The following is a 16,053-nucleotide window of genomic DNA, read 5'->3' on the forward strand; positions in this document are numbered from 1 at the left end:
ATTACATTTTTCTCATATGACTTTTTGGTGCCTCGTTAGTAGCGCTCCGTCTTATACCATTTGGCTTCTCTTTTGAAGATGAGGTCTTTCAGGTATAGATATAATCCGTTAGCCGCGACAACCATCCACAGCTGGCAATAAGACACATACATCAACATTACAATCCCTAGATTGGACAAGCTCATCTCGCCCTTTTCTGTTGTTAGCGTAATGAAGGTCCCCACAACGAATAAAATAATAGCGAGCAGCCATAAGAAATTACTAAGACCTGCAATAGTAGTATGCACATAACCCAAAGCATGCAGGATCAGCAGCACATCCGAGGTGATTAACGACAGCAGCAACAAGAAGTAAATGGATAGAAAATAAAGAATATCGAACCGCACCTTTGCGGCCGATTTATTGAACAGCAGCGGGATATTTTTGACAATGACATAAATATTGCCCTTCGCCCAGCGGGTTCGCTGCTTGAACCAGACCTTCAGGGTCTGTGGTTCCTGCTCCCACGTGACGGATTTGGGCTGGAACTTGATTTGGTAACCCATCATATAAATCCGGAAGCTGATTTCTGTATCCTCGGCTATCGCTTTGACATCCCAGCCACCGATGCTTTCCACAATAGACCTGCGCATAATGAAATTTGTTCCCGGAATAGTGCAAAGCTTGAACAGCTTCCAGCGCCCCGCTTGAGCCATCCATTGAAAGGATAAGGTCTCAATATTAATGAACCGGGTCAGTAAACTTGCATCACGATTACGGGTCCGGAACTTCCCAATCACCGCACCGAGGCTGGAATCATGCATGATCTCAGCAACCAGATAACGCAAAGCTGTTTTCTCCGGAGTATTGTCGGCATCATAAATGGCGATTAGCTCCCCTTTACAGCTGGTAAAGCCTATATTCAAGGCATTGGATTTGCCTTTGCCTCCTGTAACTGCATCCGTATTAATGACTACCAGCTGACGCCCCGGATTTCGGGATTGTATGCCCGCAAGCAGCTCAGCACTGTTATCAGAGGAATTATCATTAATCACAATAATCTCATACCGATCTTGCGGATAATCCAGCGCCAGCAGAGATTCAACCGTCTTACAAATCACTACCCCCTCATTGTGAGCGGGAACCATAATTGAAACAAAAGGATATTCACCCTCTATCTCTGGTATGTCCTCATTTTCGGATTTAATGTAATATAGATAGCCCGCGATAATGAGGGTCACATTCACCAGCAGCAGAGACCAAATACAGATCACCGCAATCACCATCAGCACGTCTGAAATCGTCATAGGGTCCTCCAAATCACGATTAGTTGTCTCATTTCAAAAACTTTCTGCGATATAACCGGTATCCGATCATCAACAATCCGCCAAACAGCAGCAGAGAAATCATGATCACAACAATAAAAAATTGATTCTGAATATTAAAAAGTCGGGTGAAGCTCTTTTGCTGTTCCTCTGTGTAGCGATAATCGCTATCTACTGTTTCCGGTGTATAGTCCAGGCTTAGAGGTTGTCCATTAATAGAAATCATTCCATCTAGTGAGGAGATTGTGTTCTGATCAGTAACGACCTGGTGCTCTTCTTGCTTATAATCAGCAAAAGAAACCCAATTCCGTTCCAGACTTTGCAGCATTTCTTCAAGCTGACGCTCATCCTCGGGCATGTCGACGGTGATTACAGTATCCATCGGCAATTGCGGTATCACTTTATTGGATGTAGGCAAAGCCTGAAGAAATTCCAGCGGAACGCTATATAAAGAGGATGGAAAGGATTTAGAGGTGTCGCTCTGCTTCATATAATCAATCTGTTCATCCGGATATAACACCACGGAATCAAAAAAGCTCATCCCCGCTTCTGAATACTCCTTGTCATACGACCAATGCATTTCCGCCCCGACTCCAAGCGGCCCAAGCCCGTTTTCGGCCAACAGATTGATGAAATCATTCATCTTTCCTTTAAGCGTATGGTCAATGGAGCTTATCGTTGGCATCACCACTGGGGCATTGACCAGAATGCTTCCATTGCTGGATTGCACACTTTTCATGGCCACTAAATAACGCTGCATGGCCGGATAATCGGTATTGCTGAACACAGGCCGCACACTTGCAAGAAACGGAATCCCCAGTTGATACAGCCGCTCACCCGTTTCTGCCAGCAGTCGCAGATCGGAGAAAGGATAGATTTCTTTGATCGCAAGGTACATTTTAGGAGCAGCAGTGATATGGAGCCAATCCTTCAGAACATACGCCATCCCCAGCGTACTGACATTCCCTTGTTCAAAATATGGGGCATATGTATCATTCCCCTTACTCACAGCGTACGGTGCTTGCAGACCCTCCTCCGCAAAAGAGAGTTTCCCAAAGGATTTGACCGCCTGACTCGCTGCAATATAAGGCATATCCTGCACCTTAGCTTGAATTCCGGAGAACTGTCCAATTTCGAGCTCTGCACTCCCGTCATAGATCACATCAGTGGTTAGCTGTAACGCCTTCATTAGACTAGCAGGTGGGTTGTACCCAATATGCAAATACTGCCCCTGATAATGCTCCCAATCCTCTATATAGGATTTATTCGTGATCGAAATATCCCCTTCGTTACGGACCATGATCACTCTGGAGTAATTTTTCAGCATCCCCTGCTCGTATTGATCTAGGCTTCGAAGTGTAACCTTTGTCGAGTAAGCTGCCAGCAGACGTTGAAGTTCAGTCACATTTCCATCCTTAGCGGTCCCCTTGGCAAGGCTGTCATAGAACAGTAAGACTTGTTGTGGCGATGCAGCAGATTGAACAGGAGTGGCGGGAAGCAATAGGATGGTTAAGCTCAGCGTCAGCAGCAATATACAGTATAAGATCCCTCTGCGCTTCAAACACTCACATCCTTTTGAGACTTTGTATATGGACTAGAAGTGGTGGAACTCTCGTTAACCGGCTTTTTACGATTTTTGGAGAATCTGCGTCCGATCACACTAGATACTGTCAGAAAGGTCACCAAATCAAAAGATAAAGTGAACAAGAATTCATGCTTGGAAATGTCGGCATCACCAGCACCGATAATCGATACAAAAATGCCTGAAAGACCAACGCCTATCGTAGCGACAATCAATACCATCCGCTGCAATCCTCTAAAATTACGTGCCTTAATGGCTGTTACGAAGGAAGGCATATACAGACCGATGACAAGCACTGTCCAAAGGAAGATAAAACCTATCGTTCGTGGTGCCAAAGCCTTTTTCAGCTGACTGTATCCAGTAAAAAAGTGATTCTGTGCTCGAAATTCCTTCCCAACGGATTGCTCGTAATTGCCCATCGCCGCTGGTTTGATCGAGAATGCACTTTGAGCAGCTACATTAAGAATCGAGTTAAGCTGATCCGGATTCGATATATAGTATTTAAGGATCGAAACAAATCCGTAACGACTGTAAAAGTTCTCTTGGAGAATCGGTGAATTCACATCAATAGTTCCGTATTTCTCGTAGTAAATGCTATTCTTCAAGATGGCATATTGTTCATCAATATCGAATGACTTCAGTGCCTTCTCCGGATCGGAGGAATCCTTCAGCACCCCGCGGGTCATGGCATGGAACTGGTTAATATTCACGAACTCATCCGAGATATTCAAATAGGTGAACACACCTGCGAACAGGATCAAAGCAAGGGAAACCATTGTCAGAATGCGAAATATTTTATCCCTGCGAATCCAAAGGAGCGAACACCCCAGAACCGCAATGATTATACCCACTGGCGCATTTTGCTGCTTGGAAGTAGTCAGGATGATCGTACTGATCAAGAACAGGGCCAGCAGCACATAGTCATTGTATCTTTTTTGATATAACAACAACCAAGCTGCGAACATAGTAATCATCGTGATCATCACGACGCTCTCGCCGTAAAAGGAGTTGAAATAAGCGGTATACCCGGTATCTCCAAATATAAAAATAGCAATACCAGCAGTGACCCAGCCCTGCTTGCGGGTCATCCCCCATGTAATTGCCTCTATTAATAAGTAGATCGCCGCAACATATAAAATCGTATAAATGACTGCTTGAAACCGGATATCGAAAACCTCGCTGCTAAAAAACAGCTTATTAAGTCCAATGGCCAGCTGGATAAATAGGGACTGTGAAGAAAATAATGTCGCGCCATTCTCATTAAAATACTGAAAGATTCCATATTGCTTTACAAAATAACCAAAGTATTGCTCGTCATAATCCGGCAGATTGAAATAAATTCCGTTACTATAGATGCTGCGAAAAAAATCACCATTATCCGCCATTCCGACATACGGGGCGGTAAATAAGGCTATGATGGTTATAAGCAACACTCCAACAGCAGTGATAAAAGCCGGGGACAATGGCAAAGGTAGGTTAGCGAGTGTCATCCCCTGCCTCAGAGGTGATTTCACCGTGTTGTTTATCATGCAGATTCACCTTCGTTACTATAGGTTTAAATTAATAGACATAGGCCAATGATGCCATCAGATTGTCAAAGGAATAGGCTTGGCCACTAGCTACATCGCCGAAGCCTCCATACAGTGAGCTGCCGGCATCGGTTATTCTGAACTCGTTCATTCTTTCAATGCTTTTGCGATAGAGTGCATCGTCTCCGATCTCGGCACCAATCATAGCCGTAATAGCGTAAATGGCTGTTGAGCGAATATCGTTAAGCGGCTTTCCCTCACGCGAATATTGTCCATATAATGTGCCAGCTTCGACCTGCTGCTTGATATAATCAATGCTGGAGGATTTCTGCTGGTCTACCTCTGCCAAAGCCAGAATAGACAGTAGCGATTCTACTGTATTGATATTCTCCGAAGTATAGGTTCCACTCTCATAATTAAACCTTGTTTCATAGAAGGGAAACTCATCTGATAAATATCCATCTTTCAGTATAACGCTCATATTATTCAACAAAAATTCACGAGATTCTCCAGAAACCGACAATTTTCGCATTGTACCTAAATCAATATAACATAAAGTAACGAATGTGTTGGTTTTTTTGTAATTTTCATCATAGAAGTCATACATATATCCATTTTTTACATTATAGTTATAAAATCTTTCACCATACTTATCCGCTTCCTCTGTATAGTGTTTATCCCTAAACGTATCCCCCGCTTCATAAAGCGCACGAATGATACGTAAGTCATCAACGGCAGCATTCACAGGATATAATTTCTGCTGTTTAGGGCTATATCGGTAGCTAAAACCGCCCTTCATATCAAAGGTTTGCTTAGCCAGCGCCCATTCTTCTGCAAATCGCTCTTTCTCACCACTCCGTACGGCTGCCAGCATCCTCAGAGAGGCAGACTCACTTAGAATCTCATGGCCGCTTGCCGCTTCCCCGGATTGCTCTGTTTCAATTAAATTCGTATAAACACCGGACGAGCCGGTAAGCTTCGTAACAATAAATTGCTCTAAAGCATCCAATTCCTGTGAATGGTCCCCCACATCATTATTAGCCGAACCCGTAGGATTCGGTGGCTCTGTTGTATGAACATTCGCGGAGGGCGAGGGTGTTGATGCCGGCGTTGCTGTTTGCTCGCATGCTGTTAATGCTGTAAAACCTATAAGTACCACTACAGCAACAGCTATCTCTTTCCTCAAAAAATCACCTCCCTAAGCATCTGCTTATATTGCCTAGTATTATCTATAACGGTAATATACATCACATACTTAATCCAAATGTTAAATTTATGAAACCATTAGATGAAAAAAAGAGGCATCCACACGCCTTCTGACGAGCAGACCCCTCTTTTTCTATCATCTATTTACTTTATTCCATACGTTCCCAAAAACGATGGGCAGAAATGGCCGCAACGAAGCTAGCCGCAAAAACTTCCCCACCATCGCCTATTACGACGCCCGGACTGCTTCTGTGTTCATCTGTTGCAAGCAGCTCAGCAAGTGTTGTGGTCATCGCGATGGGTTTAAAATGTGCATATGCTTGGTTGAGGAATAGCGCTGCATCTTTATGGAATTTCTTGCGCTCTGCATTTCCACCAGCCGCATAAATCGCATCGAAGAGCACCGAATCTGTAGTGGATAAGGTGTGGATGACTTCAAGCTCTGTGCCGTTTGAGCCTTTAATAAATCCAAGCTTATCACTGATTAGCTCCGGTTGAATCCCAGCTCCCATAAGCGTGTCCAATACAGGCATTACCGCAGCTTCATCAAAACCATCCCCGATAATCACGCCTACTTTACGCGTGTTGGGATGTTTTTTCGTATTAGCTTGACTTAAGGCTGGGGAAGCTTGAGTGACCTCAGAACCGCCAACTTCTGGAGCCGCTACTCCAATGGCTTCTGCCACAGGTACAGCAAGCTCAGAGGTAATGTTAGCGAGCATATTTACGACCTGCTGTCGGACCGACTTACTCTTAACCTTCCCAAGCTCGAAAGAATAAGCTTCGATAATATGCAATTGTTCCGGAGGGCTCATACTATTCCAGAATAACTTGGCTTGTGAAAAATGATCCTCAAAGCTTTTACTCCGGCTCCGTACCTTACGGCCCTCAACCTTTTCTTGATAATGCACATAACCGCCTTCAGCCTCTGGGACAGGTCTCGGTGTATTTTGGGCCAGAGAATTATTATGATAACTCACAGTGCCCTGATTAATCGTCTGCCGCCCATATCCGTCACGCTGGTTGTTGTGGAAAGGACACACCGGTCTATTAATCGGCAATTCATGAAAGTTAGGACCCCCAAGCCGAATCAGCTGTGTATCCGTATAAGAGAATAGTCTGCCCTGAAGTAGGGGGTCATTGGTGAAATCAATACCAGGCACTACATGTCCAGGGTGGAAAGCCACCTGCTCCGTTTCGGCAAAAACATTATCCACGTTGCGGTTCAAGGTCATTTTCCCAACGATCTGCACGGGCACGTCTTCCTCTGGCCATAGCTTTGTAGGGTCCAACACGTCGAAATCAAACTTGAATTCATCTTCTTCACTAAGAAGCTGAATGCCCAGCTCATATTCCGGAAAGTTGCCGGCTTCAATCGATTCCCATAAATCACGTCGGTGGAAGTCAGGGTCCGCTCCTGATATTTTCTGTGCTTCGTCCCACACCAAAGAGTGTACACCAAGCACTGGTTTCCAATGGAATTTAACAAAATGTGCTTTCCCCTGCTCATTGATCAGACGGAAGGTATGAACCCCAAACCCTTCCATCATCCGGAAGCTTCGCGGAATGGCGCGGTCAGACATCAGCCACATCGCCATATGGGCCGATTCCTGGTTATTGGCGATGAAATCCCAGAAGGTATCATGGGCTGATGCCGCCTGAGGCATTTCATTATGCGGCTCCGGCTTAAGCGCATGCACTAGATCAGGGAACTTAATCGCATCCTGTATAAAAAAGACCGGCATATTATTGCCTACCAAATCATAATTGCCTTCTTCGGTATAAAATTTGGTCGAGAAGCCCCGGGCATCCCGCACAGTTTCGGCTGAACCCCGTGATCCTGCTACCGTTGAGAACCGGACAAACACCGGGGTCTTTACGGACGGATCTTGAAGGAATTTCGCCTTCGTATATTCTTTCAACGATTTATATACTTCAAACTCCCCGTGGGCGGCAAATCCGCGTGCATGCACGATCCGCTCAGGAATCCGCTCGTGATCGAAATGGGTCATTTTTTCCCGAAAATGAAAATCCTCCAGCAAGGTTGGCCCCCGGTCACCGGCTTTTAGGGAGAACTCATCCTCGGACACTTTCAATCCCTGATTGGTTGTTAAAGCGTGACCTTCGTCCTTACTGCGAAACTGTTCCAGTTGCTCATTTTTGCTATTTCCGTTCACTTTTTGCTGTTCACTCATTAACAATGGCTCCTTCCGAAAGGTAGAGTAACGATAATATTCATCTCTTACCCTTAAGGAAGGAACGGCAAACAAAAAGAAGCGGAATTCCGAGAAGCCCTTCTCCCGAAAATCCGCTTACTCGCTTATCTCTGACCTAACCTTTAATTCTCCGGTACGTCTCTTCATCCGAAACAATATATAATCTAGCCTCTTTAGGAATAGGCTGGCCCAGCTTGCGATTGATGCTAAGGTCACTACGATCCGAGAGTAAAGTTGCACCTTGAAGGAGCAATTCCTGAAACGCCTGCCCATAGGTCTTCCATGCACTATTCACTGGAATCTCATAAATATCATCCCCATACTGGCGGCTCAGCAGCTGCGTAATCACATCTGAATTCCCCTCTTGTAGAGCGGATCGGACAGCCAATCTAGAAATGGCATCATGCGACAGAACGAATTCATTGACCTGAACATGCCTGAAATTCTGTATATTCTTCTCCTGCATAATTTCTACGGTAGTATGTACTTGTGGCGCTATGCGCTCAATGCTGGAGGCGATAAGCAGAGACTTCCCGTCAATTAGCGATGCTTCATCAATCCGTGTGTCTCCGAACACAATGGCTGCCCGGGCTTCGTGTATGTTAGCTTTAAGGAGAATCTCATCGCTGGAAGCATCACCGCTTACAAAGTGGACCTGTTCCATATGCTCCAGCGGATGCCGTCCTATCTCATCAATGATGACGATATGACATTTAGGTGAATAGCATAACACCTCATCTACCGCAGCTTGTGCTTTCTTACTCCAATTGATTAATATCACATGATCCTTTCCCCGGAAGCTCAATGTTCCTGCTCCTCTCCTTCTCTGCACTTCTGCAATAGAGTCAATGACCTTGCCAATAACCAAGCTGAGAAGACCAATCCCAAAAATATACAGAAACATGGTGAATAGCTTACCAACTACAGTCTCGGCAAAATAATCCCCATACCCAACGGTGGCCATCGTTGTCATGACCCAATAGAAGGCATTAAACCAGTTGTGGAATGTACTCGGTTCAAGCAGGTAAGCTATCGATGCGCTAAGAATTATAAAGATCAAAATAATCAAACCGATCGACCGTTTGCGTAAACGCATCATCCTGGTGGATATTCTCAGAAAAAAATGCATCTGCCATCCCTTCCTCACATTAATAAAGCTGCCTCTCGAGGTTATTACTGAGGGCAGCCTTATCCATGTCCATCTGCGATTTTTGAACTAAACAATCAAACTGCTGACTGCAAACGCTGTGCCGATAAACACCAAGCAGAGCATAGTGCCTACTGCCACATTGCCTTTTTCCAGATGTTCTGAAATTTTAAAGCTTGGGGTCGCCAATTCAAAAATCCAGTAAGCAGCGATGAGGCACACATAACCGACAGCAAACCAAATGATCATATGCAGAATAGAGGTATTCGTATACGCCGCTACTCCAATGATAATTGCTGTGGCGAGAAATTTGCCGCCAAGCGCTAGAGCTACAGCCACATTCCCTTTTTTCAGCTCTTCCATATCCTTGAACGGGGTCATCAAGCCAAAGATAACCATACCCAACAATTGCAGAAGAATAATCACAAATATACTGACTATCAAATTAACAACAATCGTCACTTTGCCCACCCCCGAAATTTCGCATATGCCGAGTCATAATCGGCGAAATCATGTACTTCCTCAAGGACTACGGAAGCGGTCTTTTCTTTCTCTAATGCTGCATAACGCTCATCGTCTATCGGCTGCTTGATCCGGTTGCCGGAAGGCAGCTCAAGGACGGCAAAGTTTCTTGTCTTCTCATTATATTTTGTCTTGTATACTCCTACAAGATCAACATCCGTAGTTACCGATACCTTAAGGTTGGTGAGGTCCTCTACTGCTGTTTTTTCATCGGGATACGATTTAATGGTCGTCCAGGAAGATAGGCGGACTTCATTGCGCTGGTCAGCATCTGTGATCAGCTCAGCGTCCATGAACTGCAATGTCCATATTTTATCGCCAGTAGCATAATTCTCATCATTCGGCAGCAGCTCATTATCCGGCAACACCGTCATATCGCTGCCAATTAGATCACCTACAGTACTCTCCACAACCCGGTAATCCCAAGGTACCCGTGCAACACTATCAGAAGTTTCGGCAGTGCCTGAATCAAACACACTCCCCTGATTACTGGAACATGCACTAAGCAGCAGCACCGTTAGAAGCATCATACATAAAGCGCCGATCCGGGCCTTTACTAATCTAGCAGACGACTTGTTTATAGCCTTACTTTTATCCAACTATCTCACTCCCAACGCGATAAAATGACTGGCATTGCCCGTAATCAGTCCGCCAGCCCGGCCGAGCAGCCCACACGGCTTCCCATTAATGACGAACATGCCTGTCAGTAGGTGGAATTCACCTTCGGCGGTGTGTATTCGGGCTAGTTCAGCTCTTTTTTGATATACAGAGGGAAAAAGCTGACTGCTATCATAACCCTCTTCGTCCTCAATTTCCAGAGTTCCACTATCGTCAAAGAGACGTACAGAACCGCCTTCGCGGCCAAATACAGATTTGGACACAAAACTGCCAGAGAACACAGGCTTATTATAAGTCGGCAAAATATAACGTGAGATCGCCTCACGCTCTTCATTGTCAAATAATAAGCCAAGCTCATACATTCCCCACACAGCTGCAATCAATCCCTTAGACTGCAACAGGATACTGTGAGGTCCATTAAAAAGCTGAAGATTTCCCTGCTCAACGGCATAGGCAAGTGCATCTCCACCTTCATCGACGGCCATCCACTCTTTAGGATATAGAGCAAACATCCGCTGTATCACCCGGTCCTCCCCATCCTTCAAAATGCCCTCATCGACCCACAGGTCGAGGCAATCCACACACTGAATAGTAAGTCCGCTATGTCTGACCAAGGCTTCAATCGTACCTGAATCTTCAAGATGGGAACCATAAGCAACACAAGCTGCGGTATCTGGACGTTCTATCTGCCATGCTGCGGCAAGTTGTTCCTTCATCGCATGATTTGGACTAGCCACACCCGCCTGTTCACAGATCCAAGGTGTTGCTATGGAAGCCTCCACATAACCTGTAGGTGTATCGGCATTCAGTTCCAGAAGCTTGATGGTTCCATCATGAGCTATCGCAAAATCAAACCTTGCATACCGGCTGATTAAGCCTTCTTCCGGAATAGGAGACCCATCAAGCATCTCCCAAAGAACAGGGGGAATGCCCAGTAGCTCATACAAATCGCGTTTTAGATGTATATACCGAACCGCCTTATCAAGGATAGCCCAAAGCTTTGCGGAGGCTTCCTCAAGCTCCTTGTAAATGTCGCTGCGCATCACAGCTATTGCATCCATCCAATACTCTTCTTCCTCTAGATCTGCCCAAGTGAACCCAAGCTCATACAGCGCTTGTACCCGTGGGCCCCGCTCCAGATCAGACAAATCCAGGATCTCAAACACGCTCTGCTGATCACTCATCCGCCGAAACCACTCTTGCTTGAACCTGATCTCGATGAAGATTTCGAGCCTGAGCTTGATTTAGAGTTCTTCGAAGAGTTTAAGCCACTGGAAGTGCCCCCGATTCCGGTCTTCGAAGAGGAACCCCTTCTCGTGATGGAACCCGTGGATGAGGTTGAGGTTTTAGGTTTCACTACAGAACCGGGCACCTTTTTATTCTGAAACTTTTCGCTGCTATAAGTAGGTGGTTTATAAGTGGTTCTCGTGCCTCCATAATAGGTAGGACGGTCCTTAGCCCATCCTCTGGAAGAGTAATTGGCACCGCTGTTAAACAACATGTGATACAGAAGCAAATCCGTCCAGCCAAAACCTGAATGATAACCGCCATAGTTATTCACTACAGTTGTCCCGTTTGAAGTTACTACGCCTTGGCCTTGCTCCTCTACCTCTTTCGCACCTTCTTCGGGGTAGGGAATATTCCAATCCACATTTTTATCAAAATAAGCTTTAACCTCTTCATTAGACCAAGAGACTAGCTGTGGTTCGCCCGCAGAAGTATTCGCGCTAGCCCCCGCTCCGCCAGGAATAAACATAGCATTCGCTAATAAGGCTATGCCTAGCGATGTTGATAATACACGGATGGGTTTGCCATCGGCGGTAAATAATTTTGATGCAGGCAATTCCTTATCCCTTTCTTCTTTAGCCATCGTAAGGTTCTCCTTCCCTGATGATCTTCTATCCCTCAGTGTGCATCGGAACAAGCAAAAGCTCCAGCTTGCCTTCATCCACATTCAGCCGTCCTTCAACCGCTTCATATTCCTTACTGCCCACCACTATATAATTGACATGTTCAAGTGCAGTTATCATATTCATGCTCCACGTACGCTCTTCAATTACTCGTAGATCACCCTCTGGCATTTTTTCGATTAAAACTACACTCATCCCGTTATCCATTATTACCATTCCTTCCTTATATCTGCTATAGCATCTGATACGTTTTTATCACCTTTTCGTTTCAGTTCTAAGCTTGTATAGATTGCCCAGTATTACTTTTGGAATGAGAACGTCTGTATAAAAGGAGAACTCCTAACGAACACAAGCTGACAAGAAGCAACAGTCCGTATACATGCTCATATGCTTTTGCCGGCGCAAGATCACGCTGAGCATGCAGCAACAGCCCACAGACCGCAACAGATACAGAACCTCCAAAGAACTGAATCAGTTGTAAAAGCCCCATACCTGAACCAATCCAAGTTCGCGGAAGAACCCGAGAAGCTTCATTATTTAAGGATGCCATTGTCGCCGAGAAGGCAGGAGAGAAGCAAAGATAACCAAGCAGAAGAACTACAGGAGATACAGAAAGGTTCAGCGCAAATGCAGCCATAACAGCGGCAAGGATACAATGTCCTATGATTAAGAAGCGCAAGTTGCCATACCGGTCAATAAAACGTCCAACAAAACGGGTAAGAAATGCGGATAATAACGCACCAGGTGCGATAAACAAACCAATCATCAACGCCGATTTACCAAATAGATTAGCGAGCACAAGCGGCATCAGGAACAAATTCCCCAAGTTCAGCACCAGAATACAAAAGCCTATGGTAACTAGCTTCAAGTATCCCGGCATTTTTAGCAACTGCGGGTTAATAAAGGATTCCTTCGCCTTCTTCAAATACCAAGCGTGCACGATAATAGATACTATGCCCACTGCTAACCATACCAGAGATTGGGTAGTTACGGCTACCAGCAGACTTGCCGCATTTACAACGGTCAACGCCGCCCCAATAACATCAAAGCCTGCAGGCTGAGGCTGTTCCTTAGGTAATAACCGCAGCAGCACTGGCAATACAACAAGCACAAGGCAAGTAATTCCGAATAACCCATTCCAGCCAAAATACTGACTGATGACGCCACCGAAAATAGGGCCCAACCCAAAGGCCATTGCACTCCCTGCGGAGATCATGGCGATAGCCGCACCACGTCTTTCAATAGGCACATAACGGCTGGCCAGTACGAGACCCAATCCAGCCATCGCACCCGCGCCGGCAGATTGTACTATTCTCGTTATCAATAATGTATTAAAGTCATGCGCAAATAATCCAAACACTGAGGCTAACCCAAGAGTAATTAAGCCAACGGTCAAAAGTCTCCGAATCGGCAATACGTCTGATAAGCGGCTATAAATAACCGTCGATAAAGCATATCCAATCGAATAGCTCGAAATTACCCATGAACCTAGATCAGCAGAAATTTGGAGATCCTGAATAATGGTTGGAAGTGATACATTAAACATCGTTGTGTTCATCACTACGATAAAAAGGCACATGGTCCATAATGGCATGACTACTTTATCATTCATTACTACTTTCTCATTCATTCCTATCCATCCCTGTCCTAATTTATCTATACAAGCTTATCTAAGTTTATGCCTATAAAATCAGGATGGCAATTGGAATAGGGGGATTTAGTTTACTTCCGCCACATCAATCCGCACAACAATTCAAACAACTCCATGTAGTTGCGTGGATTTTTGCCCGTCAATGTATGAATGCGATTAAGCCGGTAGTTCAGTGTATTTCGGTGAATATTCAGCTTCTGTACAGTACGATTATGGTCCCCATTCTCAGCAATAAATACTTGCAGCGTTTCAATCAGGCCTGTCTTATCGCCCGACTGATCCAGCAGAGCATAAATCGTCCCGGGCCGTTCCGCCCCGTCATAGGAGAGATGAATTAAGAATTTTAGTTCCTCATAAGTGTACAGTTTCTTGAGCGGGTCGACTCTGCTGCCAACACTAATCGCCGCCTGGGCCTGTTCAAGTGAATATGCAGCTAACTCCGCTGCTTCGCCAGAACCTATTCGCCCCACATTCGTACATGAATTTAGTTTTCCTATAAGCTCTTTATAAAGAAAAGCATCCGTTATGAAAAAAACCGCCTTATCATTCTCCAAATTCCAGTAATGTGGATAAGACCTAAATACATTTTTGAATTCTTTTCCGTTCACATCGCCTTCCACAAGGATCGCCCAGCATTTTTTCTTAAGATCAAGCCCATAACTGCCAGCCCGTTCCAAAAACTCAAGATCATATGCTTCTTTACGATAGGATAATTCATGATAAAATTTCACACGTTTTACTCGCTCATCCTGTTCCAGCTTGTTCCTTGCTTCCTGCTCAATAAGTAATATAGTAGTGACTCTGACCAGCTTACTAAACGGCCTCACCTCATCTGGATGTCCCGTAATACCTACCACACCTAAAACTTTATGATCTATAATAATGGGTTCATTCACCCCCGGCTTCATGCCGCTGCCATCCTCGTACACTTCAAAGACCTGCCCACTTTGAATGGCTATTCTCGCTCCCTCATGTAAAGTTCCGACCCGTTTTAGATCTCCGCTCCCTACAATAAAGCCGCTCTCATCCATAACATTAATGTTATAAGGAACTACGCTCATCATTTCTTGTGCTATTTGTCCTGCGAGTGATTTCGATATCTTCATGACTGTACCTCCTGTTCCTTTATATTCTACTCAGAAAGCTTCTACCTTAAAAAAGAAAAAAGGGGCTGACTCCGTTCAGTCAGCCCCTCTATCACCTTCTATAATTCAATCAGCTTCCTTGGTTCAGCATGGCTAACCTAGCTACATTCTCAGCCGTTCTTTCCAGGTTCTCTTGCCCTTTATTCAAAGCATCCTCCAATGAAGCTGCGCCTGGCATAATGCCAAAAATAGCATCGATCCCTTTATCATACAGCACTTCCGTCTGATCGCCGATCCGTCCCGCGAAGGCCAGTACGGGTTTATTATATTTCTTAGCTACCTCAGCAACGCCAAGCGGGGTCTTGCCATATTGGGTCTGGAAATCGATGCTTCCTTCCCCGGTCCACACCATGTCCGCCTGCTGCACCTTTTCTTCAAGTCCAGTATAGTCGATCACAAGCTCAATGCCCTTTTTTAATATTCCGTTTAAGAACACTACCAGTCCTGCCCCAAGTCCACCCGCTGCACCAGCTCCAGGCATATCTATAATATCGAAACCCAATTGCTCTTTGATGACACTCGCATAATGATGCAGATTACTGTCCAGCTGTTTGATCATATCTGAAGTAGCCCCTTTTTGCGGACCAAATACATTGGAAGCCCCGGTCGGACCACATAATGGATTCGTAACGTCGCAGGCCACTTCAACCTGTACATCCTTCAGGCGAGGGTCAAATCCACTCAGATCAACACGGGCTAATCTGCCAAGCTCACCACCACCAAATAACAACTCATTGCCTTCGGCATCCAGCAGCCTGCCGCCTAATGCCTGCACCATCCCGGCGCCTCCGTCATTGGTGGCACTGCCACCGATACCGATCAGCAGCTTGCTGACCCCACGATCCAGACATGCTTTGATTAACTGTCCTGTCCCGTAGGTGGTTGTAATCAATGGGTTACGTGTCTCAGGGGATACCAGCTGAATGCCACTCGCACTAGCCATTTCCAGCACCCCTGTCAGCCCGTCTCCTGTGATTCCGTAGGATGCGCTAACTTCATTGCCAAGTGGCCCTTTAACTTTTGTTATATATACTGTACCTTCCGTTGCATCGACCAAGGACTGCATCGTTCCTTCGCCGCCATCTGCCATGGGTACATGAATACAAGTAATATTAGAATTTACTTTATGAATGCCTTTTTCCATGGCTTCACAAGCTTCTTTGGCTGTCATGCTTTCCTTGAAAGAATCCGGTGCCAATACGATGACAAAGTCTTTATTCATA

At 45.4% G+C, this 16,053-nt stretch carries 14 protein-coding genes; all 14 read right to left on the reverse strand.

All coding sequences use genetic code 11. The features are described from left to right. Nucleotides 1–35 precede the first annotated feature (35 nt). Nucleotides 36–1,286 (reverse strand): glycosyltransferase family 2 protein, encoded by a 1,251-nt coding sequence (locus tag MKZ16_RS31360; RefSeq protein ID WP_036682179.1) that lies wholly within the window; start codon nt 1,284–1,286, stop codon nt 36–38. Between the two features lie 28 nt (nt 1,287–1,314). Further along, the gene (locus MKZ16_RS31365) at nt 1,315–2,865 is read right to left on the reverse strand and encodes a hypothetical protein (protein ID WP_076105076.1); all 1,551 of its coding nucleotides are present in this window, start codon (nt 2,863–2,865) and stop codon (nt 1,315–1,317) included. Continuing rightward, nucleotides 2,862–4,415: a hypothetical protein gene (locus MKZ16_RS31370; RefSeq protein WP_076105077.1), complete on the reverse strand. Its 1,554-nt coding sequence runs from the start codon at nt 4,413–4,415 to the stop codon at nt 2,862–2,864. The genes MKZ16_RS31365 and MKZ16_RS31370 overlap by 4 nt, the downstream gene beginning before the upstream one ends. Before the next feature lie 31 nt (nt 4,416–4,446). After that, nucleotides 4,447–5,601, reverse strand: a complete 1,155-nt coding sequence (locus MKZ16_RS31375) for a glycosyl hydrolase family 8 (protein WP_235219466.1) — start codon at nt 5,599–5,601, stop codon at nt 4,447–4,449. A 169-nt stretch (nt 5,602–5,770) separates the two neighbouring features. Continuing rightward, nucleotides 5,771–7,816, reverse strand: coding sequence for a catalase (locus MKZ16_RS31380; protein WP_076099734.1), 2,046 nt, complete (start codon nt 7,814–7,816; stop codon nt 5,771–5,773). Between the two features lie 136 nt (nt 7,817–7,952). After that, on the reverse strand, nt 7,953–8,936 hold the full coding sequence (locus MKZ16_RS31385) for an ion channel (protein ID WP_339815181.1): 984 nt from the start codon (nt 8,934–8,936) through the stop codon (nt 7,953–7,955). Nucleotides 8,937–9,053: 117 nt separating this feature from the next. Further along, nucleotides 9,054–9,446, reverse strand: coding sequence for a DUF350 domain-containing protein (locus MKZ16_RS31390; protein ID WP_038573772.1), 393 nt, complete (start codon nt 9,444–9,446; stop codon nt 9,054–9,056). Next, nucleotides 9,443–10,036 (reverse strand): hypothetical protein, encoded by a 594-nt coding sequence (locus tag MKZ16_RS31395; protein ID WP_232061559.1) that lies wholly within the window; start codon nt 10,034–10,036, stop codon nt 9,443–9,445. The genes MKZ16_RS31390 and MKZ16_RS31395 overlap by 4 nt, the downstream gene beginning before the upstream one ends. Before the next feature lie 69 nt (nt 10,037–10,105). After that, the gene (locus tag MKZ16_RS31400) at nt 10,106–11,308 is read right to left on the reverse strand and encodes a glutathionylspermidine synthase family protein (protein WP_036682191.1); all 1,203 of its coding nucleotides are present in this window, start codon (nt 11,306–11,308) and stop codon (nt 10,106–10,108) included. After that, nucleotides 11,305–11,994: a hypothetical protein gene (locus MKZ16_RS31405; RefSeq protein WP_076105080.1), complete on the reverse strand. Its 690-nt coding sequence runs from the start codon at nt 11,992–11,994 to the stop codon at nt 11,305–11,307. The genes MKZ16_RS31400 and MKZ16_RS31405 overlap by 4 nt, the downstream gene beginning before the upstream one ends. 28 nt (nt 11,995–12,022) lie before the next feature. Next, nucleotides 12,023–12,241, reverse strand: a complete 219-nt coding sequence (locus MKZ16_RS31410; RefSeq protein WP_036682196.1) for a hypothetical protein — start codon at nt 12,239–12,241, stop codon at nt 12,023–12,025. 67 nt (nt 12,242–12,308) lie between these two features. Then, on the reverse strand, nt 12,309–13,664 hold the full coding sequence (locus tag MKZ16_RS31415) for an MFS transporter (RefSeq protein ID WP_256715491.1): 1,356 nt from the start codon (nt 13,662–13,664) through the stop codon (nt 12,309–12,311). A 92-nt stretch (nt 13,665–13,756) separates the two neighbouring features. Further along, on the reverse strand, nt 13,757–14,791 hold the full coding sequence (locus MKZ16_RS31420) for a sugar diacid recognition domain-containing protein (RefSeq protein WP_076105081.1): 1,035 nt from the start codon (nt 14,789–14,791) through the stop codon (nt 13,757–13,759). Nucleotides 14,792–14,900: 109 nt separating this feature from the next. Continuing rightward, nucleotides 14,901–16,052 (reverse strand): glycerate kinase, encoded by a 1,152-nt coding sequence (locus MKZ16_RS31425; protein ID WP_076105082.1) that lies wholly within the window; start codon nt 16,050–16,052, stop codon nt 14,901–14,903. Nucleotide 16,053 lies beyond the last annotated feature (1 nt).

The organism is Paenibacillus sp. FSL R5-0928 (assembly GCF_037970385.1).
In the GTDB taxonomy this organism is placed as follows: Bacteria; Bacillota; Bacilli; order Paenibacillales; family Paenibacillaceae; genus Paenibacillus_AQ; species Paenibacillus_AQ odorifer.

Excerpts from the sequence above, each read along its gene's own strand:
- MKZ16_RS31395 (WP_232061559.1), bottom strand. The coding sequence starts at position 10,036 with ATGATGCTTCTAACGGTGCTGCTGCTTAGTGCATGTTCCAGTAATCAG.
- MKZ16_RS31415 (WP_256715491.1), bottom strand. The coding sequence starts at position 13,664 with ATGAATGAGAAAGTAGTAATGAATGATAAAGTAGTCATGCCATTATGG.
- MKZ16_RS31385 (WP_339815181.1), bottom strand. The coding sequence starts at position 8,936 with ATGATGCGTTTACGCAAACGGTCGATCGGTTTGATTATTTTGATCTTT.
- MKZ16_RS31400 (WP_036682191.1), bottom strand. The coding sequence starts at position 11,308 with ATGAGTGATCAGCAGAGCGTGTTTGAGATCCTGGATTTGTCTGATCTG.
- MKZ16_RS31425 (WP_076105082.1), bottom strand. The coding sequence starts at position 16,052 with ATGAATAAAGACTTTGTCATCGTATTGGCACCGGATTCTTTCAAGGAA.
- MKZ16_RS31405 (WP_076105080.1), bottom strand. The coding sequence starts at position 11,994 with ATGGCTAAAGAAGAAAGGGATAAGGAATTGCCTGCATCAAAATTATTT.
- MKZ16_RS31360 (WP_036682179.1), bottom strand. The coding sequence starts at position 1,286 with ATGACGATTTCAGACGTGCTGATGGTGATTGCGGTGATCTGTATTTGG.
- MKZ16_RS31380 (WP_076099734.1), bottom strand. The coding sequence starts at position 7,816 with ATGAGTGAACAGCAAAAAGTGAACGGAAATAGCAAAAATGAGCAACTG.
- MKZ16_RS31410 (WP_036682196.1), bottom strand. The coding sequence starts at position 12,241 with ATGGATAACGGGATGAGTGTAGTTTTAATCGAAAAAATGCCAGAGGGT.
- MKZ16_RS31420 (WP_076105081.1), bottom strand. The coding sequence starts at position 14,791 with ATGAAGATATCGAAATCACTCGCAGGACAAATAGCACAAGAAATGATG.
- MKZ16_RS31370 (WP_076105077.1), bottom strand. The coding sequence starts at position 4,415 with ATGATAAACAACACGGTGAAATCACCTCTGAGGCAGGGGATGACACTC.